22 protein-coding genes are annotated in these 21,666 nt (G+C 44.5%); 5 read left to right on the top strand and 17 right to left on the bottom strand.

Annotated features, from left to right (window positions below; translation table 11 throughout):
* Positions 1-210: 210 nt before the first annotated feature.
* The 11 genes from ndk to trmJ all read right to left on the bottom strand — a co-directional run bounded on the left by ndk (position 211) and on the right by trmJ (position 8,821).
* Positions 211-645 carry a nucleoside-diphosphate kinase gene (gene ndk, locus AACR09_RS00210; RefSeq protein ID WP_004735101.1) on the bottom strand — a complete coding sequence of 145 codons (435 nt, stop codon included), beginning with the start codon at positions 643-645 and terminating at the stop codon, positions 211-213.
* 106 nt (positions 646-751) lie between these two features.
* Positions 752-2,047: an aminopeptidase PepB gene (pepB, locus tag AACR09_RS00205; RefSeq protein WP_017079868.1), complete on the bottom strand. Its 1,296-nt coding sequence runs from the start codon at positions 2,045-2,047 to the stop codon at positions 752-754.
* A 206-nt stretch (positions 2,048-2,253) separates the two neighbouring features.
* Complete coding sequence (iscX, locus tag AACR09_RS00200) at positions 2,254-2,454, bottom strand: Fe-S cluster assembly protein IscX (protein WP_004735099.1); 201 nt, start codon at positions 2,452-2,454, stop codon at positions 2,254-2,256.
* A 92-nt stretch (positions 2,455-2,546) separates the two neighbouring features.
* Complete coding sequence (gene fdx / locus AACR09_RS00195) at positions 2,547-2,885, bottom strand: ISC system 2Fe-2S type ferredoxin (protein ID WP_004735098.1); 339 nt, start codon at positions 2,883-2,885, stop codon at positions 2,547-2,549.
* 20 nt (positions 2,886-2,905) lie between these two features.
* Positions 2,906-4,756 (bottom strand): Fe-S protein assembly chaperone HscA, encoded by a 1,851-nt coding sequence (gene hscA / locus AACR09_RS00190; protein ID WP_193835846.1) that lies wholly within the window; start codon positions 4,754-4,756, stop codon positions 2,906-2,908.
* Positions 4,757-4,778: 22 nt separating this feature from the next.
* A complete protein-coding gene (gene hscB, locus AACR09_RS00185; RefSeq protein WP_009848288.1) occupies positions 4,779-5,294 on the bottom strand; it encodes a co-chaperone HscB in 516 nt (171 codons plus the stop codon).
* An 80-nt stretch (positions 5,295-5,374) separates the two neighbouring features.
* Positions 5,375-5,698 (bottom strand): iron-sulfur cluster assembly protein IscA, encoded by a 324-nt coding sequence (iscA, locus tag AACR09_RS00180; protein WP_004735095.1) that lies wholly within the window; start codon positions 5,696-5,698, stop codon positions 5,375-5,377.
* A 103-nt stretch (positions 5,699-5,801) separates the two neighbouring features.
* Positions 5,802-6,179 (bottom strand): Fe-S cluster assembly scaffold IscU, encoded by a 378-nt coding sequence (gene iscU / locus AACR09_RS00175; protein WP_004735094.1) that lies wholly within the window; start codon positions 6,177-6,179, stop codon positions 5,802-5,804.
* Positions 6,180-6,212: 33 nt separating this feature from the next.
* A complete protein-coding gene (locus AACR09_RS00170) occupies positions 6,213-7,427 on the bottom strand; it encodes an IscS subfamily cysteine desulfurase (protein ID WP_004735093.1) in 1,215 nt (404 codons plus the stop codon).
* A 27-nt stretch (positions 7,428-7,454) separates the two neighbouring features.
* Positions 7,455-7,976 carry a Fe-S cluster assembly transcriptional regulator IscR gene (gene iscR / locus AACR09_RS00165; protein ID WP_017079865.1) on the bottom strand — a complete coding sequence of 174 codons (522 nt, stop codon included), beginning with the start codon at positions 7,974-7,976 and terminating at the stop codon, positions 7,455-7,457.
* A gap of 98 nt (positions 7,977-8,074) precedes the next feature.
* Positions 8,075-8,821, bottom strand: coding sequence for a tRNA (cytosine(32)/uridine(32)-2'-O)-methyltransferase TrmJ (trmJ, locus tag AACR09_RS00160; RefSeq protein ID WP_193835845.1), 747 nt, complete (start codon positions 8,819-8,821; stop codon positions 8,075-8,077).
* A 180-nt stretch (positions 8,822-9,001) separates the two neighbouring features.
* On the opposite strand from trmJ, the gene suhB reads away from it, so the two are divergent.
* Entirely contained in the window at positions 9,002-9,805 is an 804-nt protein-coding gene (gene suhB, locus AACR09_RS00155; RefSeq protein WP_004735090.1) for an inositol-1-monophosphatase, read from the top strand.
* A 250-nt stretch (positions 9,806-10,055) separates the two neighbouring features.
* Here suhB and secF read toward each other — a convergent pair whose 3' ends face one another.
* The 5 genes from secF to queA all read right to left on the bottom strand — a co-directional run bounded on the left by secF (position 10,056) and on the right by queA (position 15,718).
* Complete coding sequence (gene secF, locus AACR09_RS00150; protein WP_004735089.1) at positions 10,056-11,003, bottom strand: protein translocase subunit SecF; 948 nt, start codon at positions 11,001-11,003, stop codon at positions 10,056-10,058.
* 14 nt (positions 11,004-11,017) lie between these two features.
* Complete coding sequence (gene secD / locus AACR09_RS00145) at positions 11,018-12,874, bottom strand: protein translocase subunit SecD (protein ID WP_004735088.1); 1,857 nt, start codon at positions 12,872-12,874, stop codon at positions 11,018-11,020.
* Positions 12,875-12,894: 20 nt separating this feature from the next.
* A complete protein-coding gene (yajC, locus tag AACR09_RS00140; protein WP_004735087.1) occupies positions 12,895-13,224 on the bottom strand; it encodes a preprotein translocase subunit YajC in 330 nt (109 codons plus the stop codon).
* A 110-nt stretch (positions 13,225-13,334) separates the two neighbouring features.
* Entirely contained in the window at positions 13,335-14,471 is a 1,137-nt protein-coding gene (tgt, locus tag AACR09_RS00135) for a tRNA guanosine(34) transglycosylase Tgt (RefSeq protein ID WP_004735086.1), read from the bottom strand.
* A gap of 194 nt (positions 14,472-14,665) precedes the next feature.
* On the bottom strand, positions 14,666-15,718 hold the full coding sequence (gene queA, locus AACR09_RS00130) for a tRNA preQ1(34) S-adenosylmethionine ribosyltransferase-isomerase QueA (RefSeq protein WP_017092445.1): 1,053 nt from the start codon (positions 15,716-15,718) through the stop codon (positions 14,666-14,668).
* Positions 15,719-16,052: 334 nt separating this feature from the next.
* Here queA and AACR09_RS00125 point away from each other — a divergent pair, with 334 nt between their 5' ends.
* The gene (locus AACR09_RS00125) at positions 16,053-16,496 is read left to right on the top strand and encodes a CBS domain-containing protein (RefSeq protein WP_017095409.1); all 444 of its coding nucleotides are present in this window, start codon (positions 16,053-16,055) and stop codon (positions 16,494-16,496) included.
* 275 nt (positions 16,497-16,771) lie between these two features.
* Positions 16,772-18,712 (top strand): HAMP domain-containing methyl-accepting chemotaxis protein, encoded by a 1,941-nt coding sequence (locus tag AACR09_RS00120; RefSeq protein ID WP_102534622.1) that lies wholly within the window; start codon positions 16,772-16,774, stop codon positions 18,710-18,712.
* Between the two features lie 108 nt (positions 18,713-18,820).
* On the opposite strand, the gene AACR09_RS00115 is transcribed toward AACR09_RS00120, so the two are convergent.
* Entirely contained in the window at positions 18,821-19,726 is a 906-nt protein-coding gene (locus AACR09_RS00115) for a hydrogen peroxide-inducible genes activator (RefSeq protein ID WP_004735078.1), read from the bottom strand.
* A 209-nt stretch (positions 19,727-19,935) separates the two neighbouring features.
* On the opposite strand from AACR09_RS00115, the gene AACR09_RS00110 reads away from it, so the two are divergent.
* Both AACR09_RS00110 and AACR09_RS00105 read left to right on the top strand, forming a co-directional pair.
* Positions 19,936-20,544, top strand: a complete 609-nt coding sequence (locus tag AACR09_RS00110) for a peroxiredoxin C (protein WP_004735077.1) — start codon at positions 19,936-19,938, stop codon at positions 20,542-20,544.
* 319 nt (positions 20,545-20,863) lie between these two features.
* A complete protein-coding gene (locus AACR09_RS00105; protein WP_193835893.1) occupies positions 20,864-21,607 on the top strand; it encodes a copper homeostasis protein CutC in 744 nt (247 codons plus the stop codon).
* The last annotated feature ends 59 nt before the right edge of the window (positions 21,608-21,666 follow it).

The raw sequence follows: 21,666 nt of genomic DNA, 5'->3' as shown, positions 1-21,666 counted from the left end.
TCCCCCGACTTCCAACTAACACGACTTGCTCGTCATTCCAGAATCGAGGAACGAGATATCTGGAATCTCCAATAACAAACTTAGATTCCCGATTACACTCCTACGTCGCTGTCGGGAATGACGACTAAATAGATTATCGAGAATGCAAAGTCCACATACGAAAAAGGCTTCACCGAAGTGAAGCCTTTATTGATACTTGCTGTTGTCTGCTTATTCAGCTGGACGCGGGCAAATTTCAGATTCTGGGAAGAAGAATTCGATTTCGCGAGCTGCAGACTCAGGGCTGTCGCTGCCGTGTACTGAGTTGTAACGCATGCTGATTGCGTAGTCAGCACGGATAGTGCCGCATGCCGCTTCTTCTGGGTTAGTTTTACCCATTAGTTCACGGTAACGAGCAATCGCGTTTTCGCCTTCAAGTACTTGAACCATGATAGGACCAGAAGTCATGAACTCTTTAAGTGGTCCAAAGAACTCTTTACCTTCATGTTCTGCGTAGAAGCCACTTGCTTGCGCTTCAGTAAGAGAAACCATTTTAGCGGCAATAATCTGTAGGCCTGCTTTTTCAATGCGGTGGTAGATTTCACCAACAAGGTTACGCTTAACTGCATCCGGCTTAACAATTGAGAACGTTCTTTCTAGAGCCATAGGGATTCCTTCACTTCATTTTTTTGTTATTAAATACTGAAATTACTGAGATCATTCGATCTGAGTTGATGAATAAGCGGTATCGAAATACCGCTCACTCTTATTATTATTTTGCTTGGTCGATAAGAAGACGAGCCAGTGTACGAACACCCATACCGGTCGCGCCTGCAGCCCACTTATCACTTGATGATTTACGGTAAGTACCCGCGCAGTCCATGTGAATCCAACCTTTTTTGTAGTCATCGACAAAGTAAGAAAGGAACGCAGCAGCTGTACTTGCACCCGGAGTGTAATCACCAGAGCTGATGTTTGATAGATCAGCAAAATTTGAAGGCAACATGCCACGGTGGAAATCAGCAAGAGGCAATGGCCATAGGCCTTCTTTCTCTTGATTTGCAGCCGTTAGTGCTTGGTGAGACAACTCATCATCGAAGCTCAATAGCGCGTGGTAGTCATTACCTAATGCATTTTTAGCCGCGCCGGTTAGCGTTGCACAGTCGATGATCAGCTCAGGGTTTTGTGCACTTGCGTACATCAAACCATCAGCAAGAACCAAGCGACCTTCCGCATCGGTATTCATGATCTCAACCGTCTTACCATTTTTGTAAGTAATGATGTCGCCAAGCTTCAATGCACGACCCGAGATCATGTTCTCTGCACAACATAGGATAAGCTTGATACGCTTGTTCAGACCGCGTTCAATCGCTAGACCTAGACCACCAGTAATAGTTGCTGCGCCACCCATGTCAGCCTTCATTGCTGTCATGAATTGACCTGGCTTGATGCTGTAACCGCCTGAGTCGAAAGTGATACCTTTACCAACCAGACAAGCAAATACAGGTGCGTCTTCGTCGCCGGTAGGGTTGAAGTCCAGTTGAAGCATTGCAGAAGTACGCTCAGAGCCGCGGCCTACCGCGTAGATGCCTTCCCAACCTTCGGTTAGTAGGTCTTTGTCTTTAACGATTTTCGCTTTAACTGTGCCCGCAGGAGCCACTGACTTGATGTACTCCGCAGCCATCGTCGCTAGTTGACGAGGTGCCACTTCTTCTGCGGTTTTGTTGATAATGTCACGAGTCCAATCAGTAGAGCGAATGCGAGCTTCTAGCTCAGCTTGGTCGGTTTCTGAAAGTGCATCCCATTCCAATGCATTCTTTTTCTTTGGTCCACGGTAGCCTTGGTAGAAAGCCCAAACGCTTTCTAAATCCCACCCTTCACCGCTAAGTGAAACCAATGCGATACCTTGTCCGTCAAGCGTACGACCAGCACGTTGAACCGCCCCTAAATCGTGGCCTTCACCAATGTGAATTGTCGCTCCCGCTTCAGAAAACGATAAAATAGCTCTTGCTCCCCACTGAGGCTGGGCAGCTTCTTGACTTAAAAATACTGACATCTGTGTAGACATGATTTCTCCTTGTCATGAACCACCTTGAGTGTGTGATTCTGATTATTTTTTATTAGCGGACTGATGTTAGCATTATGTAGGAGAAAAATGTCATTTTGATAAAAAAACGGACCATAAGGTCCGCTTTTTTTAGTAAGAATTGTTAACTTGGCTGTGTTTTATATTGGATAAATTCCAACCAACGGCCAAATTATAGAACAAGAGGGCTAGTCCATCTCATCCATCCAGCACAAAATAATGGCCTCTAGAATTTTCTCATTCGAGTGATTCGGCTCATCATCAAAATCTTCGAGATCTAACACCCATTGATGCAAGTCCGTAAAACGCACCGTTTTAGGATCGGTATCTGGGTATAAATCACATAGTTCAATCGCAATATCTCGCGAATCAATCCATTTCAAGCTCATAACACTTCCTTATATTTATCAGCGACGATTTGTCATCTTCATGATTTATATACTATGCCAGTTCTACTAACAGTTTTAGCCGAGCTGAGTTCTTAGTGCTCTTCAGAAGCTAGGTTCAATGTGTACTTTGGAATCTCAACAACAAGGTCAGTATCCGCCACTTTAGCTTGGCAACCAAGACGAGATTCCATTTCCAGACCCCATGCTTTATCAAGCATGTCGTCTTCTAGGTCATCACTTTCTTCTAATGAGTCGAAACCTTCACGAATCACAACGTGACATGTAGTACATGCACACGACTTTTCACATGCGTGTTCAATACCAATACCGGCCTTCAGTGCAACATCAAGAACCGTCTCACCAGTTTTTGCTTCTAAAACAGCGCCTTCTGGACATAGATCTTCGTGAGGTAAAACAATAATCTTTGGCATGTTTATCTATTCTCTAACTATTAAATATTATCGACTGACTGACCTGACAGTGCAGCTCGAATTGATTTATCCATACGACGAGAAGCAAAGTCTTGGCTCGCTTTGTCGGTATTCTTAATTTCTAGTTCAATGGCATCGGAATTATCGCCATTACGCACTTCGATCAGTGCTTCAATCGCTTGAACAAGTTGTTGTTTTCCTTGTTCATCAAGCAGCTCGTCACCATCAGCTTGCATCGCAGCAATAAGGCCTTCGATAACACGATCCGCTTCTACGCGTTGCTCAGCCAGAGCGCGCGCTTGCATGTCTTCTTTTGCAAACGTCATCGAATCTTTCAGCATGCTAGCTACTTCGTTGTCACTTAGACCGTAAGAAGGCTTAACTTGGATTTCAGCTTGAACGCCAGTACTCTTCTCCATCGCGGTAACCGATAGCAGGCCATCAGCATCCACTTGGTAAGTGACACGAATATGCGCAGCACCTGCTGTCATTGGCGGAATGCCTTTCAGAGCAAATCGAGCTAGTGAACGACAGTCGTCGACCATTTCACGCTCGCCTTGCACGGTGTGCACTGTCATTGCAGTTTGACCGTCTTTGAACGTGGTAAATTCTTGTGCGCGAGCAACAGGGATCGTGGTGTTACGAGGGATGATCTTTTCGACCAAGCCACCCATAGTTTCGATACCTAAGGAAAGTGGGATAACATCTAGAAGTAGCATCTCAGAGTCAGGCTTGTTGCCAACTAAGATATCCGCTTGAATCGACGCACCAATCGCAACCACTTCATCAGGGTTAATGCTGGTTAATGGCGTACGACCAAAGAAGCCACCCACCATTTCACGGACAAGTAAGGTACGAGTTGAACCACCAACCATAACCACTTCCAGAACTTCGTCCGCGTCAACTTCAGCATCTTTCAGTGCGCGACGGCACGAAAGTAGCGTTTTCTTAACTAATGGCTTGATGAGCTCTTCGAACTCTTCACGAGTTAATGAACCAGACCAACCTAGTACGTCAACATCAACACTTTCAGCTTCAGATAAGCCAATCTTCGCTTCTGTTGCTGCGTCTAGAAGAATACGGTTCTGTTCTGCCGTTAGCTCTGATAAGCCCATTTGCGCTTGGAAATGCTCTGCAATCAAATGGTCAAAGTCATCGCCACCTAGCGCAGAGTCACCACCGGTTGCTAAAACTTCAAAGACACCTTTAGATAGGCGTAGGATAGAGATATCAAACGTACCACCACCCAAGTCATAAACGGCGATTACCCCTTCTTTACCGGAATCCAGACCGTAAGCAATCGCTGCGGCAGTAGGTTCATTAAGAAGACGTAACACGTGAAGACCAGCAAGTTGCGCAGCGTCTTTCGTACCGGCACGCTGTGCATCATCAAAGTACGCAGGAACGGTAATCACTGCACCAGATAGCTCGCCACCTAGTGTTGACTCAGCACGTTGACCTAGCGCTCGCAGAATGTCTGCTGATACTTGAATTGGGTTCTTGTTGCCTTGCCCTGTGCGAATCACAGGCAAACCATTATCACTTTCTTCAAACTGATATGGCAGAGACGGGTATCGCTGTTGAATATCTGACAGTGAACGACCGATTAATCGCTTAACTGAGATAATGGTATTTTTAGGATCAGTTTGTGCATTTGCACGCGCTTCATTACCAGTCGTATAAGATTCCGATTGGTAGTGAACAACTGAAGGTAAAATGCTTCGACCTTGTTGATCAACGAGTGTACTCGCCTCGCCACTGCGTACTGCAGCAACCAACGAGTTTGTTGTACCTAAATCAATACCCACAGCAAGCTTATGCTGGTGAGGAGCGGCGCTTTGCCCTGGTTCTGCAATCTGAAGTAGTGCCATGGAGGTGTCCTTGTTATACAAACTAGCCGATCAAACGATCTTCAACTAATTCGATTTCATTCTTTAATTTTGCAATAAACTTAAGCTTTCTTACTCGGTCTGCAGCTTCAAGCCAAGCTTCGCTTTCGAGTTCTTGTTGGATAGCGCTTAATTGTTGTTTATACATTTTGCTAACCTTGCCTTCAAATGCAAATAGCGCATCTTCGGGATCAGAACTGTCTGCGATGTCTTCCAGCTCTTCACGCAATTCCATCTGCTCCATCAGGAACATCGGATCTTGCATGGTCTGTTGTTCGCCACGAATGTCTTCACCGTGTTGAACCAGCAGGTATTCTGCTCGGCTGATTGGATTCTTCAATACCTGGTACGCATCATTGATTTGTGCCGCTTTTTGCACGGCTAATAAGCGATCTCGCTCAGAAGCTATCGCAAATTTATCAGGATGGAATTGGCGTTGCAGATCTCTAAATTGAGAAGAAAGAAGGCTACCATCCAGTTGAAACTGAAGTGGTAGCCCAAATAATTCGAAATGATTCATGTAAAGGTGGTCCTAAGTTTAGGCTCTTTGTTCAGAGCCTAATTTTATTCTTCGCTTACAACGCTTAACGATTCAAGCGTTTAAACATTGAAGCTCTCACCACAACCACATTCGCCTTTCGCGTTCGGGTTGTTGAATTCAAAACCTTCGTTTAGGCCTTCTTTTACATAATCAAGCTCAGTACCATCTAGGTATACTAGGCTCTTTGGATCAATGATGACCTTAACACCTGAATGCTCAAACACTTCGTCTTCTTCGTTAAGCTCATCAACGAATTCCAGTACATACGCCATACCCGAACAGCCAGTAGTTTTTACTGCTAAGCGTAATCCGAGACCTTTACCACGGTTATCTAGGAAAGCTTGAACTCGGCTTGCTGCCGTATCTGTCATGGTGATGGCCATACTACAACCTTGTGTTTTATATAAATTGAGAACTCAGGTGGGAGCACAAAGGGTGCTCCCAAATATTACTTATTTTTTCGACGTAATTACGGTATTGAAGCGATTAGTGCTTCTTTTTGTAATCCGCAACCGCTGCTTTAATTGCATCTTCAGCAAGAATTGAACAGTGAACTTTCACTGGTGGCAACTCAAGCTCTTCTGCGATTTCAGAGTTTTTGATTGCAGCGGCTTCATCAATACTTTTACCTTTAACCCACTCAGTTACTAGTGAGCTAGAAGCGATTGCGCTACCGCAACCGTAAGTCTTGAATTTTGCGTCTTCAATAATACCTTCTGCAGATACTTTGATTTGCAGTTTCATTACGTCACCACAAGCTGGAGCGCCAACCATGCCGCTACCTACACTTGGGTCTTCTTTATCAAACGAACCTACGTTACGTGGGTTTTCGTAGTGATCAATTACTTTTTCGCTATATGCCATGATAGTTACCTCGAATCCTCTATTTCCGTGAGATTAGTGATGAGCCCACTCAACAGTGTTCAAATCAATCCCTTCTTTATACATATCCCATAGAGGAGACATGTCGCGTAATTTATTTACCGCTACACGAATTTGTGCAATCGCGTAGTCGATTTCTTCTTCCGTTGTAAAACGGCCGAATGAGAAACGTACTGAGCTGTGTGCCAGTTCATCGTTCAGGCCAAGAGCACGTAAAACGTATGAAGGCTCTAGGCTTGCTGATGTACATGCAGAACCTGATGATACTGCTAGGTCTTTAAGAGACATAAGCAGAGATTCACCTTCAACGAAAGCAAAGCTCACGTTTAGGTTGTGTGGTACACGTTGGTCTAAGTCGCCGTTTACGGTTACTGCTTCTAGATCTTGAACACCTTTCAATAGGCGCTCACGAAGTGCTAGTGCGTGATCGTAATCTTTCTGCATGTCTTGTTTAGCGATAGCAAACGCTTCGCCCATACCCACGATTTGGTGAGTAGCAAGCGTACCAGAACGGAAACCACGTTCATGACCGCCACCGTGCATTTGCGCTTCAAGGCGAATACGTGGCTTACGACGAACGTACAAAGCGCCGATGCCTTTAGGGCCGTATGCTTTGTGTGCAGACATAGAGATAAGATCAACTTTCATCTCTTTTACGTCTAGTGGGATTTTACCCGCAGACTGCGCCGCATCAACGTGGAAGATGATCTTGCGTGCACGACATAACTCGCCGATTGCACCGATATCTTGGATTACACCAATCTCGTTGTTAACGTGCATGATAGAAACTAAAACAGTATCTTCACGCATTGCAGACTGTAGCTTGTCTAGATCAATGATGCCGTTTGCTTCTGGCTCAAGGTAAGTTACCTCAAAACCTTCACGCTCTAGTTGGCGACATGGGTCAAGAACCGCTTTGTGTTCTGTTTTACACGTGATTACGTGCTTACCTTTCTTCTCGTAAAAGTGCGCTGCACCTTTGATAGCAAGGTTGTCTGACTCTGTAGCACCTGACGTGAAAACAATTTCACGTGGGTCTGCATTTAGTAGATCGGCAATTTGCTCACGAGCATTATCTACTGATTCTTCTGCCTGCCAGCCGTAACGGTGTGAACGAGATGCAGGGTTACCGAAGTTACCGTCCATCGTCATGCACTGAACCATTTTTTCAGCAACACGTGGATCGACTGGGCATGTAGCTGAATAGTCAAAGTAAATAGGCAGTTTCATTTTCTACTCCAATGTAAAAACTGACCGCTAAGAGCGGGCATTAACACCGTGAGGTGCTGCACTAATCGTTGTAGTGCTCGTATTTTTATGTGCAAAACCATTATTAACCGCAAGATCGATATCTTGACGATCAGAAATCTGTAAAACTTCGTTATCTTTCATTAGCTCACCGAGCGTAATGTCGTTTAAGAAGCTGCTGATTCGGGAGCTTAAATCACGCCATAAAGTGTGAGTTAAACAACGACTACCACCTTGGCAGTCTGCTCGACCGTGACACTTAGTTGCGTCCACTGATTCGTCTACTGCTGCAATCACAGTTCCGACAGCGATGTCGCTCGCTTCAGCACCTAAACGGTAACCACCGCCAGGACCACGAACACTAGCAACTAAGCCAGCTTTACGTAACTTAGAAAATAGTTGTTCTAAGTAAGATAACGAGATGCCTTGTCGCTCTGAAATGTCAGCCAGAGGAACTGGGCTCTTTTGCGAATGCAGTGCTACATCTAGCATAGCTGTTACCGCATATCTTCCTTTAGATGTAAGTTTCATATCACACCGTATCCACATTGTTTATGTGGTTGGAATTTTCCCATACCCGACTAAATTGGTCAAGTATTTAGTTGACTATTTTAGTCAGGTATTCATCCCTACAAGCAGAGTGGGTTTGATTTGTCGTTTTTGCTCTTCTCAATTGAAGTCAAAATACCACGTAGAGTATTGATCTCTTGCAGTTCAGGACGAGCTCGGCTGAACAGACGACGTAGCTTGTTCATCACCTGACCCGGTTTATCCTTAGAGATAAATTGGGTATCAATGATCACTTTTTCAAGGTGTTCATAGAACATTTCTAGTTCTTCGTGACGTGGGTACTCATCTTGTTGCTGTGGCTGATATTGGCTCGCAACCATATCAAGGTGTGCCACGCGAACTTCATAGCTTAGCGTTTGAACGGCCATCGCTAGGTTCAATGAACTGTACTCAGGGTTGGCTGGGATACATACATGGAAGTGGCACTTCTGAAGCTCATCGTTAGTCAAGCCAGTGCGCTCACGGCCGAAGACTAATGCGACTGGGTGCTTTTGACCTTCAACGGCAAACTTTTGTCCGCACTCACGAGGCTCTAGCATTGGCCATTCAAGCGTTCTTGAACGAGCACTTGAACCAACCACCAAACCACAGTCTTTTACTGCTTCATCCAATGTAGACACAATGGTCGCGTTTTCTGCGATGTCACCAGCACCCGCAGCCAGTGCTAAGGTCTGCTCGTCAACTTCACATTGAGGGTCTACAAGAACTAATTGACTCAAACCCATCACTTTCATTGCGCGAGCTGCTGATCCGATATTTCCCGAATGAGACGTACCAACCAGAACGACTTTTACATTGTCTAACATGCTATATGACACCACTTTAAAAATAATCGCGAGATATTAACACATAGCTAAGTAAAATGGTCAGACCCTTCTCGTAATGTGAATTCAAGAGTTCAAAAAACAACCACTTCCCTTTTGCAAAAAATTTGGTATACTCGCCGCCGCTTTAAATTGTTCTTTAACATCTTGTGGGAAAAACCTATGCATCCAATGCTAAACATTGCGATACGCGCTGCGCGTAAAGCTGGCAACCATATTGCTAAATCTCTAGAAACAACTGATAAGATCGAATCGTCTCTAAAAGGTAACAACGATTACGTTACTAACATTGCTCAAGAAGCTGAGTACATGATTATTGAGACAATCAAATCATCTTACCCAGAGCACAGCATTATTTCTGAAGAGTCAGGCCTGACTGAAGGTAAAGATTCTGACGTACAATGGATCGTTGACCCACTAGATGGCACCAACAACTTTGTAAAAGGTTTCCCTCACTTCTCTGTATCTATTGCTGTTCGTATGAACGGTCGTACAGAAGTTGCTTGTGTTTATGACCCAATGCTAAACGAGCTATTCACAGCTCAACGTGGCTCTGGCGCTCAACTTAACAACGCTCGTATGCGTGTTACTCAACTTAAAGACCTTCAAGGTACTGTTCTAGCGACTGGTTTCCCATTCAAGCAAAAACAGCACTCTGAATCTTTCATGAAGATCATCTCTGGTCTATTCGTTGATTGTGCGGACTTCCGTCGTACTGGCTCTCCAGCACTTGACCTATGTTATCTAGCGGCTGGCCGTGTCGACGGTTACCTAGAACTAGGCCTTAAGCCATGGGATCTAGCAGCTGGCGATCTAATCGCTCGTGAAGCTGGCGCTATCATGACTGACTTTGCTGGCGGTACTGATTACATGACGTCTGGTAATGTTGTTGCTTCAAGCGCACGTGGTGTTAAGTCTATTCTTAAGCACGTTCGTGAGAACTCTAACGAAGGTATGCTGAAGTAATTCAGACCTTACGTTAATGCTCTTTAATTAAGAGCAGAAGATTTTCAAAGCCTCGCTATTGCGGGGCTTTTTTGTATCTGCGATACGAGATACGAGATACGAGATACGAGCAAGATGGCGGTTAGTTTGCGACGAGCACAACGCACTTCGCCAACAAGTTGCGACAAGCTTATCGACAGAATACAGATGTAAAAAAACCGCTAGTTGCCTAGCGGTTTTTTTGGTTCAGCGAAAATTGTTAAGCCAAGGCCTAAGGCATTTCGTCAAACTCTTCACCTTCTTTATCCACTTGTGGTGGCATTAGGTGTTCACGCGTAATACCCAACTTCATAGCGAGTGCAGATGCAACGTAGATAGAAGAATAAGTACCAACGGTAATACCCAATAGAAGTGCAGTTGCGAAGCCGTGAATCATAGCACCGCCCTGAGCGAACAGCGCGATAACTACGAATAACGTTGTACCAGAAGTAATCAATGTACGGCTCAATGTTTGTGTGATTGAGCTGTTCAGTACTTCGGGTGCTTCACCCTTACGCATCTTACGGAAGTTCTCACGAATACGGTCAAACACGACTATGGTATCGTTGAGGGAATAACCGACTACCGTTAGCAAGGCTGCTACGATGGTAAGATCCACCTCAATTTGCATTAGAGAGAACACACCCAGTGTGATAATAACGTCGTGCGCCAGTGCTAATACCGCACCTGCTGCCAAACGCCATTCGAATCGCACTGACACATAGATCAAGATACAGATCAGAGAAACAAGGATAGCAAGGCCACCCGCTTCTGTTAGCTCGTCACCCACATTAGGGCCAACGAACTCGATACGACGCATCTCAACTTGCTCACCAGTACCATCTTTAATTGCAGACAGGATCTGGTTACCAAGTGTTTCGCCAGCAACACCGTCACGTGGACGTAAACGAACCATGACCTCACGTGCAGAACCAAAGTTCTGTACCGTTGCATCACCGAAACCTTCCGCTTCTAGTGCACTACGGATATCAGGTAGGTTTGCTGGTTGCTCAAAACCCACTTCAATCAGAGTACCACCGGTAAAATCTAGACCCCAATTCAACGATTTCGTTGTTAAGGTAAAGATGGCAGTACCAATCATCAAGATTGAGAATAAAAAGGCAACCTTTGACCAACGCATAAAGTCGATCATTTTTTCTGCTTTTAGAATCTGAAACATATTAATTCCTAGCCTTAGATCGACAGTTTCTTAACGCGTTTGCCGCCATACATCAGGTTCACGATACAACGTGTTCCGACAATAGCTGTAAACATTGAAGTTAAGATACCGATAGACAGCGTTACCGCGAAGCCTTTAATTGCACCTGTACCTACAGCAAATAGAATGATTGCTGTTAGTAGTGTGGTGATATTGGCATCGGCGATGGTGCTAAATGCGTTCGCATAACCTTGGTGAATCGCTTGTTGTGGACTGCGTCCATCTCGAAGTTCTTCACGTATACGCTCAAAGATAAGTACGTTGGCATCGACCGCCATACCAACCGTCAATACGATACCGGCAATACCTGGCAGAGTCATAGTAGCCCCCGGGATCATCGACATCACACCGATAATCAACACCAAGTTAGCCATCAGAGCAACGTTCGCAATCAAACCGAAAGTACGGTAGTAAAGCAGAGTAAACAACATTACTGCAGCCATACCCCAAACCATCGCCATGATGCCCATATCGATGTTTTGTTGACCCATAGATGGACCAATCGTACGTTCTTCTACAATCGAGATAGGTGCAATCAATGCACCAGCACGCAGTAAAAGTGCCAAGTTATGAGCTTCAGCCGTTGAGTCGATACCCGTAATACGGAAGTTACGACCTAGCGCAGATTGAATCGTCGCTTGGTTAATCACTTCTTCGTGCTTACTTAAGATCACTCGACCTTCAGGTGTTTTACGACCACTGTCTTTATACTCTGCAAATACCGTAGCCATAAGCTTACCGATATTCTGACGAGAGAATGTAGACATCTTGCTACCACCTTCGCTATCTAGCGAGATGTTAACTTGTGGGCGACCATATTCATCAACACTTGAGCTTGCATCAGTAATACTTGAACCGCCTAGAATAACGCGCTTCTTAAGTACCACAGGGCGACCATCACGGTCTTGCTTGATTTCGCTACCCGCAGGGGCACGACCAGAAGCGGCAGCGGCTAAGTCAGCACTACTATCAACTTCACGGAACTCAAGTGTCGCCGTTGCACCAAGAATTTCTTTAGCGCGCGCCGTGTCTTGAACACCAGGCAATTCCACTACGATACGGCTAGCACCTTGACGTTGAACCAAAGGTTCAGCAACACCAAGTTCGTTAACACGGTTACGTAGAATGGTAATGTTTTGCTCTACTGCGTAGTTACGGATTTCTTGAAGACGAGCATCTGTAAAACGAGCAACCAAAGAGAAACGACCATTAGATTCTGAATCTACGAACGTCATATCTTGGTGCTTAGATTGCAGTAGCGATTTCGCTTCAGCAAGCTGCTCTTCGTTACGTAGAATCACTTCTACTGCATCTTTACCCGATGGGCGAATAGCACGGTAACGAATTTTTTCTTCACGAAGTTCACTACGGAAGGCTTCTTCTTGTTGGCCAACGAGCTTTTGCATCGCAGCATCCATATCCACTTCCATTAAGAAGTGAACACCACCACGTAGATCAAGACCCAGTTTCATTGGTGCAGCACCAATAGATTCAAGCCAATCAGGAGTTGAAGCCGCAAGGTTTAAAGCAACGATAACATCATCACCTAGTGCTTCTGTGATGATATCACGGGCACTAATTTGCGTATCTGTATCGTTAAAGCGAACAAGAATGGAACCGTTTTCTAGAGCAACGGATTTAGTAGAAAGGTTCTCTGCTTCCAGAGCATTGGTGACAGCATCCAGCGTAGACAGATCTACAGAGGCGCCACGCGCCCCTGTAACTTGAACTGCCGGATCTTCACCGTATATATTCGGAAGTGCGTACAACGCGGCGATAGCGATGGCAAACACCACCATCAAATACTTCCATAACGGATAACGGTTTAGCACAGCGAGGATCCTCTAGCTGTTTATAGTGATTTCAGAGTACCTTTTGGTAGCACTGCTGTAACGAAGTCTTTCTTGATAACAACTTCGTTGTTTGCGTTCAGTTCGATAGCAACGTAGTCGCTGTCTTCTGCAATCTTAGTAATCTTACCGATTAGACCGCCGCTTGTTAGAACTTCATCGCCTTTGCCCATAGAAGACATAAGGCTCTTATGCTCTTTTACGCGCTTAGCTTGTGGGCGGTAGATCATGAAGTAGAAGATCACAGCGAACATACCTAGCATGATAAGCATTTCGAAACCGCCGCCTGCTGGTGCACCTTCTACTGCTGCGTGAGCTTGAGAAATAAACATTAAAAACATCCTCTATTATATTTTGGTAATTGTTTGTCTAATTGGGTTGTATCCCTTTATTTTCAAGCCCCAACTCTCGGAAGAGAGATGGGGCTCGCAAAAAAGAAATACTAAGATTCTTTACCTAACGGTGGCACTTCACGCCCCATTCTTGCGTAGAACTCAGCAACGAACTCTTCAAAACGGTCTTCATCAATAGATTGACGAATGTCTGACATAATTCGTTGGTAGAAACGCAGGTTATGAATCGTGTTCAGTCGAGCACCTAGGATTTCGTTACAACGATCCAAATGATGCAAGTACGACTTGCTGTAGTTCTTACAAGTGTAACAGTCACAATCTGAATCTAGTGGTGTTGTATCGGTTTTATGCTTCGCATTACGGATCTTGATCACACCTTCAGTGACAAACAGGTGGCCATTACGTGCATTTCGCGTTGGCATTACACAGTCAAACATGTCGATACCGCGACGAACACCTTCAACTAAGTCTTCAGGTTTGCCTACGCCCATTAGGTAACGTGGCTTATCTTCAGGCAGCTGAGGGCATGTGTGCTCAAGAATACGGTGCATGTCTTCTTTTGGTTCGCCTACTGCTAGGCCGCCAACAGCGTAACCGTCAAAACCAATTTCTGTTAAGCCTTTAACGGATACGTCACGAAGATCTTCGTATACGCCACCTTGAACGATACCGAATAGTGAGTTCGGGTTTTCTTGCTTATCAAAGTGATTGCGTGAACGCTGAGCCCAACGAAGAGACATCTCCATTGAGTCTTTAGCTTCTTTATGCGTCGCAGGGTAAGGCGTACATTCGTCAAAGATCATTACGATGTCTGAGCCTAGATCCTTTTGGATTTCCATCGACTTTTCAGCATCCATGAAGATCTTGTCACCGTTTACAGGGTTACGGAAGTGAACACCCTCTTCAGTGATTTTACGCGTCGCACCTAGGCTGAATACTTGGAAACCGCCTGAATCAGTCAGGATAGGTCCTTTCCAGTTCATGAAATCGTGCAAGTCACCGTGCAGTTTCATGATTTCTTGACCAGGGCGTAACCATAGGTGGAACGTATTACCTAGCAAGATTTCAGCACCTGTGTCTTTCACTTCTTCAGGTGTCATGCCTTTAACCGTACCGTAAGTACCTACAGGCATGAATGCTGGTGTTTCAACGCTACCACGTTCAAACTGAAGTTGACCACGACGTGCGCCGCTGTTTGTTTTTTTAAGTTCGTATTTTAATTTCACGAAGCCTCCAATATGCCAGAGAAACAATCTGACTGATAATTCAGAACCTTAAGCTAAACATAAGTTCAATCTAGCGAGTTCTATGAGGAGCGGTCGCGTATTCCTTGCGAGAGATTAGACAGACACCCTGCCCGACTCCTAGCTTACTGCTAGCACCCGTAAATTCTGCTTATATCGTTTATAACCAGCTAAAATTAGCTCGTTTTCTTATTGATGAACATCGCATCACCGTAGCTGAAGAAACGGTATTCGCTCTTCACTGCGTGATCGTATGCGCCCATCACATTGTCATAACCAGCAAATGCACTCACCAACATGATCAATGTTGATTCTGGTAAGTGGAAATTGGTAATCAAGCAATCCACCAACTGGTATTCATAACCAGGGAAGATGAAGATTTCTGTGTCACCAAAGAAAGGAACTAACTCAGTGCCATTTTTCAATGCATCTTGAGCCGCACTTTCTAGTGAACGCACAGAGGTTGTACCGACAGCGATAATGCGTCCGCCGCGAGCTTTTGCTGCTGCAACCGCATCAACCACTTCTTGCGGTACTTCAACGTACTCTGCGTGCATGTGGTGATCGTTAATATTATCTACTTTTACCGGCTGGAACGTGCCAGCACCAACGTGAAGCGTCACGTAAGCAAACTCGACACCTTTTTCTTTCATGCCAGCCATTAGCTTGTCATCAAAGTGAAGGCCTGCTGTTGGCGCTGCAACCGCACCCGGCTTTTCATTATAGACAGTCTGGTAGCGCTCTTTATCTGCATCTTCATCAGGACGATCGATGTAAGGAGGCAGTGGCATGTGACCAACACTGTTAAGAATTTCTAGAACGCTTTGATCGGAAGTGAAATGGATTTCAAACAACGCATCATGACGCGCTACCATTTCAGCTTCATACTCATCATTCTCACCAAGGAACAACTTAGTGCCCGGCTTCGGTGATTTAGAACAACGAACATGCGCAAGAATGCTTTTCTCATCGAGCATACGCTCCACTAGCACTTCAAGCTTACCGCCTGAGGCCTTGCGACCGAATACACGAGCAGGAATCACGCGAGTGTTATTAAAAACAACAAGATCGCCTGGCTCAACCAAGTCTAAAACGTCTTTAAACGAACCATCAGCTAGGTTACCGCTGTTGCCATCTAATTTAAGCAGGCGGCTTGCTGTGCGCTCCTCTTGAGGGTAGCGAGCAATGAGTTCATCTGGTAGGTCAAAGTGAAAATCTGAAACTTGCATGTTTGTAGTCTTGTCTTAGTTGATGAGATTTGTGCTGTTGACGAATAATAAATCATGGTTGCAGATCAATCGTTACGGTAAGTCAATCGTTACCAGAAACACATCACAAACACGACTAAAAATTTCGCAGTGGGCTAGTATAGGCACACGAGCCGCAATAGCAAGGTTTACAGCACTGGATTATTGTAAAGAGGCGTAAAATAATGCTACTGATTCACCACCTCAAAATAAAGAATTAGTTGCATAAAACTCACCCAAGAATGCGTCAGATCTCAGTTATTTTTTGGATAAAAAACTATAGTAATAGCAACAAATAAAAAAGAAGGAGGTTCGTATGATCAAGGTTGAAGATATGATGACTCGCAACCCTCATACCCTATTGCGCTCACACTCACTGGCCGATGCTAAGCACATGATGGAAGCGCTTGATATCCGCCATATTCCGGTCGTTGATTCCGACAGGCAACTACTTGGCGTCGTCACACAGCGAGACGTTCTAGCCGCTCAAGAATCCAGCCTACAAAACATCCCACAAGCTCAATCTTTTACTCTTGCCACTCCCCTCAACGACATCATGCACAAAAGTGTTATGTCGGTAGAGCCGCGTGCGGGTTTAAAAGAGTCAGCTATCTATATGCAGAAACACAAAGTGGGCTGTTTACCTGTCGTAGAAAACCACGAACTAATAGGCATTATTACAGACAGCGATTTTGTCACGATAGCGATTAACTTATTAGAGCTACAAGAAGAAGTCGAGCCAGAAGAAGTCGAAAGTTAACCAGCGTTGTGTTATCCACTATCCCCCTAGAGCCTTTCAACTCAAGGCTCTTTACATGTCCAACTATCACATATTCACTGTGAAACTCACTACAGCCCTCATTTCTTCTTAGAGACCAGTTCCAAAGTTCAGGCCTCTCAATAAACCGACCTCACTTATTGTTCTTATATATGAGAATGTAAGGCTCTAATTAGATTTATTGATATATCTATCGTTTGGATAGTGTGAAAATTTGTTAACAATAAAAACAAACTGCCTTTCTGGGAATGATACTTATGAGTTTAAAGAAATTGCTGTCCTTGGGTTTTGGCGTAATTCTTGCGCTAATTTTGGTTATTTCAATCGTTGCTTCATTGCGCTTTTATCAATCGAGTGATGGGTTTAATACCTATCGTTCCCTAGCATTAACAAGCGTATCCACAGGGCGAATCCAAGCCAACATATTGGAAGCTCGTTTATCTGCATTAAAATATATAAAGAACCCTGTTGCATCGCATGCTTCAGAACTGGACAAGCGCATCACTACATCAATTCAATTGATCGACGAAGTGTTAGAGGCTCATCTTGACGACCTCCATAAAAATGAGTTCTTAGCGATAGAGAAGCAGCTTAAACAGTATAGCCAAGGATTTAGCCAGGTTGTTCAACTGGTCAATACTAGAAATAACTTAGTAAAAGAGAGCTTAGACCCATCAGGTTTAAAAATGCGACAAGCAGTGACTAACTTAATGACTCAAGCTTCTGCTGAAGAGGATTTAGAGGTTGCAGTCAGTTCAGGACAACTTCAACAACACGTATTGCTATCAAGATTGTATGCTTCTAAATTTCTGACCAGTAACAACACAGAAGATGCTCAGCGAGCAGAAAAAGAATTTGCATCCGCAGCGTTGCTTGTAGAAACAATAGAATCTCAACTAATGTCGAACGAGCAAATTCGATACTTAGCTGATTTTAATAATGCCTTTAAAACCTACCGAGTCACTTTTTCAGAAGTTGTTAACACGATAAAGGAACGAAACAACATCGTTTCTGGAACCCTTGATATTGCAGGTAGCAATGCGGCGAAAACCATTGAGGAAATCAAACTATCCACAAAGTCAAAACAAGACTCTGTAGGACCAAGCATGGTTGAACGATTTTCAAGTGCTCAATTTATCTTAGGCGCACTTTCAGTCATTGTTATCGCTATCGCTCTTGGTATTGCAATCTCAATTTACCGAAGCGTATGGAAAGTCGTAGGGGGTGAACCTAGCGAGATTCAATCGATTGTCGAAGAAGTTGCTTCTGGCGATCTTTCAAAACAGATTCCAGTAACAGGTAAAGAGACGGGTATATACGCCAACATTTTAGAAATGCGCCAAGAACTACGTCGCATCATCGATGGATTCCACCAAATTTCAGACAATGTATCAGCAGCTTCAGTTGAGTTAACAGCCGTAATGAGCCAAACCGAGGGGAACGCTCAACAAGAACTGAGTCAAATGGAACAAATAGCAACAGCCATCAATGAGCTTTCTAGTACGGCGAATGAAGTCAGCCATAATGCTGCTAGTGCTGAGAACGCGGCAACTGGTGCAACTTCCAATGTCAAAGAGGGAGGAGTTTCACTCGATGCATCCGATGATATCTCTCGCAAGGTTGAAGACTCAATCGAAGAAACATCCAACATCGTCAATCAACTGCAAGAGTACTCGGTAGAGATCGGTACTGTTATTGAAGTGATCAACTCCATCTCTGAGCAAACGAACTTGCTAGCACTCAACGCAGCCATTGAGGCCGCACGAGCTGGTGAGCAAGGGCGTGGTTTTGCTGTCGTTGCTGATGAAGTTCGTTCTCTGGCGGCTAAAACACAACAATCAACTGTCGATATTCAAGAGATAATCTCTCGACTTCAAGCGCAAGCGAAAGATGCCAATCAATTCATGCAATCTAACCTATCGCTAGCTGTAGAGTCGCGTCATTACAGCGAACAGCTTAGAACTGCATTTGCATCAATAACTGAATCCGTGAGCCTGATTTCAGATATGAATACACAAGTAGCGACAGCATCTGAAGAGCAATCAGGAGTCACACAGGATATTTCACAAAATGTTTCTTTGACCTTTGATATCGTTCACCAGAATGTATCAGGCATTGAACAGAGCAAACAGGCAAGTGAAGAACTCTCTTCATTAGCCGTTAAGCAAAAAGACTTACTGAGCTTTTTCAAAATCTAACACTATAGATAGCTTCCCAACGCCACAGTTTGTGGCGTTTTTCTTCTCAAATGAACAAACAAAAAGAGCGGCTAAAATGGCCGCTCTTTTTGTTTAATGTTCTAAATTTTACAGCAGTTCAGAAACCACATCCGCTAACTGATGGAATGTCTCTAGACGAGACGAACTTGGTCGCCAGACCAGACCAATATCTCGGTATGCCTGTTGGCCTGGAGGATCGATCACCACTAGGTTTTGGTTTTCCAGCAAGCCGTGATCGATGGCCATCTGCGGAATAAAGGTAGTACCTAAACCGTTCGCGACCATTTGCACCAATGTGTGGAGGCTTGTGGCGGTGAACGGATTTATCTTCTCTTTGTCGGTTAACTTACAAGCTGATACCGCGTGCTCGGTTAAGCAGTGCTCGTTCTCCAGCAAAAATACAGACTCATCTGGCAAGTCATCGTATTTAATCGGAACACGAATGCCATCGGCTTGATTACGACTGATCACCATTCTGAACGGGTCTTGCCCAACAACTTTACTCTCCATGTTGTCGATATCAACAGGCAGAGCCAGAATCAATACATCTAACTCACCATGACGTAATGCAGCCAATAAGTTAGTCGTCGTGTCTTCACGTAACAGTAAGTTCAACTGAGGAAAACGATGATTGGCTTCTTGAACCAAATCACACAGAAGGAATGGCGCTATGGTAGGGATACACCCGACTCTTAGCTGCCCTTGCATCGCGTCCCCGTTACACAAGTTTCCAAGTTCGACAAGATCTTGCCCTTTCGCCAATAGCTCTCGACCGTGCTTAACCACCAGCTCACCCGCTTGAGTGAAAACCAATGGGCTCTTTTTATCTTTCTTCTCATAAAGAGGACAACCAATCAGCTCTTCGAGGTTTTGAATGCCTTTACTTAGCGTAGATTGACTGACGAAACAGCGATCCGCAGCGTCGCTAAAGTGACGGGTTTCGTGAAGGGTAACAAGATAATGAAGCTGCTTTAGACTTGGCCATTTATTCATGAAATTACTTTGTAATATGAGTAGGATAAGTTACGTAAAGGTCAGTAGACCTAAGGACTGGGCAAAGATTAGGCTCATCGCTTTTTTCGATTAACTTAATCTATTTAATTCGCTTTTTTCTATAGTACCGATTGTACTATAGTTTGTCCCGTAGAAACGGAGCCCAAACAAAGATGTGTTGGGCCAACTAATTTTTTAGGAGATTCCAAATGGTACTAGTAGGTCGTCAAGCCCCTGACTTTACTGCAGCAGCTGTTCTAGGTAACGGTGAGATCGTTGATAACTTCAACTTCGCAGAATTCACTAAAGGTAAGAAAGCTGTAGTTTTCTTCTACCCACTAGACTTCACTTTCGTTTGTCCTTCAGAGCTAATCGCTTTCGACAACCGTCTAGAAGATTTCCAAGCTAAAGGCGTTGAAGTAATCGGTGTTTCAATCGATTCTCAATTCTCTCACAACGCATGGCGTAACACTGCTATCGCTGATGGCGGTATCGGTCAAGTTAAGTACCCTCTAATTGCTGACGTTAAGCACGAGATCTGCAAAGCATACGATGTTGAGCACCCAGAAGCAGGCGTTGCTTTCCGTGGTTCTTTCCTAATCGACGCTGACGGCCTTGTACGTCACCAAGTAGTTAACGATCTTCCACTAGGTCGTAACATCGACGAAATGCTACGCATGGTAGACGCACTAAACTTCCATGAGAAGAACGGTGAAGTTTGTCCTGCACAATGGGAAGAAGGCAAAGCAGGTATGGACGCATCACCAACAGGTGTTGCTGCGTTCCTATCTGAGCACGCTGACGACCTAAGCAAGTAATTACCTCTTAAGCCTGAACTCAACTCAGGTTAATGGTTGGAAGACTCTCTATAAAGAGAAATAAAGCATAAGCTAATAGCGCAAAGCGCACCGCCAATCAGTTAAGAAGTAAAGTCCTATTAAAAGCCCGAAGTTAACGCTTCGGGCTTTTTTCATATCTATTCGACGGCCTTTCATTTCCCCAAAGCTCCCTCTGCAACATTTAATAGAGGTAATTACAAAAACAAACTTTACCCCTATTTTCCTCTGCGACCACCTATTCATATCCGTATCTAGATTGCTATGATTTCATCAGTATCTTTTTGAACGGATAAACATGATGAACACCGAAATTGAAGTCTGTATCGATAACTTAGAATCTCTACATAACGCACTATCTGGTGGCGCGAATCGAATTGAGCTTTGCTCTTCATTGGCACTTGGCGGGTTAACTCCAAGCTTCGGAATGATGAAGCAAGCGGCAAAAATTTCATCCGCTCCTGTCTACGCTATGATACGACCGAGACAAGGCGACTTCATTTTCGATAATGACGATATGCTCTGTATGCTTGAAGATATTGAAGCTTGTGCAAGTGCTGGGTTGGATGGAGTCGTACTTGGTGTATTAGCGCCGAACGGAAGTATTGATATGCCAAAAATGCAGCAACTGGCTGACAAAGCGCACTCATTGAAGCTTGGAATGACGTTTCATAGAGCTATTGATCAAAGCTCTGATTACCAAACAGCATTAGAACAGGTCATCACACTTGGATGTGAAAGAATCCTAACATCAGGGCTTGCTGTTAATGCTGAGCAAGGCATCAATGTGCTCGCAGATATGGTCAAACAAGCCGATGGCAGAATCGATATCATGGCTGGCGCTGGCGTCAATGCAACGAATGCTAAGATGATTCAAAGTACCACCCAAGTACCTGCACTTCACCTTTCAGGTAAATCGACAAGACCGAGTCTAATGGAAAGCAACTCAAGCGCTCAAATGGGCAGTGATGATATTGATGATTATCAGATACCAGTAACTGATGCTAGCAAGATATCCAGTGTGAGAGCCGCTCTCATCGCTTAGGGCAATAGTCGCTAACACAAATCCAGAGAACCTCGCTGACTAATCTAACTGACTGACGT

This window comes from Vibrio sp. OPT20, from assembly GCF_963889365.1.
Classification (GTDB): Bacteria; Pseudomonadota; Gammaproteobacteria; order Enterobacterales; family Vibrionaceae; genus Vibrio; species Vibrio splendidus.
The sequence above is the reverse complement of the archived record's forward strand: the minus strand, read 5'-3'. Positions and strand labels throughout refer to the sequence as shown.

Excerpts from the sequence above, each read along its gene's own strand:
- queA (WP_017092445.1), bottom strand. The coding sequence starts at position 15,718 with ATGCAAGTTTCAGATTTTCACTTTGACCTACCAGATGAACTCATTGCT.
- ndk (WP_004735101.1), bottom strand. The coding sequence starts at position 645 with ATGGCTCTAGAAAGAACGTTCTCAATTGTTAAGCCGGATGCAGTTAAG.
- trmJ (WP_193835845.1), bottom strand. The coding sequence starts at position 8,821 with ATGTTAGACAATGTAAAAGTCGTTCTGGTTGGTACGTCTCATTCGGGA.
- yajC (WP_004735087.1), bottom strand. The coding sequence starts at position 13,224 with ATGTTTATTTCTCAAGCTCACGCAGCAGTAGAAGGTGCACCAGCAGGC.
- fdx (WP_004735098.1), bottom strand. The coding sequence starts at position 2,885 with ATGCCAAAGATTATTGTTTTACCTCACGAAGATCTATGTCCAGAAGGC.
- iscU (WP_004735094.1), bottom strand. The coding sequence starts at position 6,179 with ATGGCATATAGCGAAAAAGTAATTGATCACTACGAAAACCCACGTAAC.
- secF (WP_004735089.1), bottom strand. The coding sequence starts at position 11,003 with ATGTTTCAGATTCTAAAAGCAGAAAAAATGATCGACTTTATGCGTTGG.
- AACR09_RS00115 (WP_004735078.1), bottom strand. The coding sequence starts at position 19,726 with ATGAATAAATGGCCAAGTCTAAAGCAGCTTCATTATCTTGTTACCCTT.
- AACR09_RS00170 (WP_004735093.1), bottom strand. The coding sequence starts at position 7,427 with ATGAAACTGCCTATTTACTTTGACTATTCAGCTACATGCCCAGTCGAT.
- iscR (WP_017079865.1), bottom strand. The coding sequence starts at position 7,976 with ATGAAACTTACATCTAAAGGAAGATATGCGGTAACAGCTATGCTAGAT.
- AACR09_RS00120 (WP_102534622.1), top strand. The coding sequence starts at position 16,772 with ATGAGTTTAAAGAAATTGCTGTCCTTGGGTTTTGGCGTAATTCTTGCG.
- iscX (WP_004735099.1), bottom strand. The coding sequence starts at position 2,454 with ATGAGCTTGAAATGGATTGATTCGCGAGATATTGCGATTGAACTATGT.
- AACR09_RS00125 (WP_017095409.1), top strand. The coding sequence starts at position 16,053 with ATGATCAAGGTTGAAGATATGATGACTCGCAACCCTCATACCCTATTG.
- pepB (WP_017079868.1), bottom strand. The coding sequence starts at position 2,047 with ATGTCTACACAGATGTCAGTATTTTTAAGTCAAGAAGCTGCCCAGCCT.
- suhB (WP_004735090.1), top strand. The coding sequence starts at position 9,002 with ATGCATCCAATGCTAAACATTGCGATACGCGCTGCGCGTAAAGCTGGC.
- AACR09_RS00105 (WP_193835893.1), top strand. The coding sequence starts at position 20,864 with ATGAACACCGAAATTGAAGTCTGTATCGATAACTTAGAATCTCTACAT.
- iscA (WP_004735095.1), bottom strand. The coding sequence starts at position 5,698 with ATGGCCATCACCATGACAGATACGGCAGCAAGCCGAGTTCAAGCTTTC.
- hscA (WP_193835846.1), bottom strand. The coding sequence starts at position 4,756 with ATGGCACTACTTCAGATTGCAGAACCAGGGCAAAGCGCCGCTCCTCAC.
- AACR09_RS00110 (WP_004735077.1), top strand. The coding sequence starts at position 19,936 with ATGGTACTAGTAGGTCGTCAAGCCCCTGACTTTACTGCAGCAGCTGTT.
- hscB (WP_009848288.1), bottom strand. The coding sequence starts at position 5,294 with ATGAATCATTTCGAATTATTTGGGCTACCACTTCAGTTTCAACTGGAT.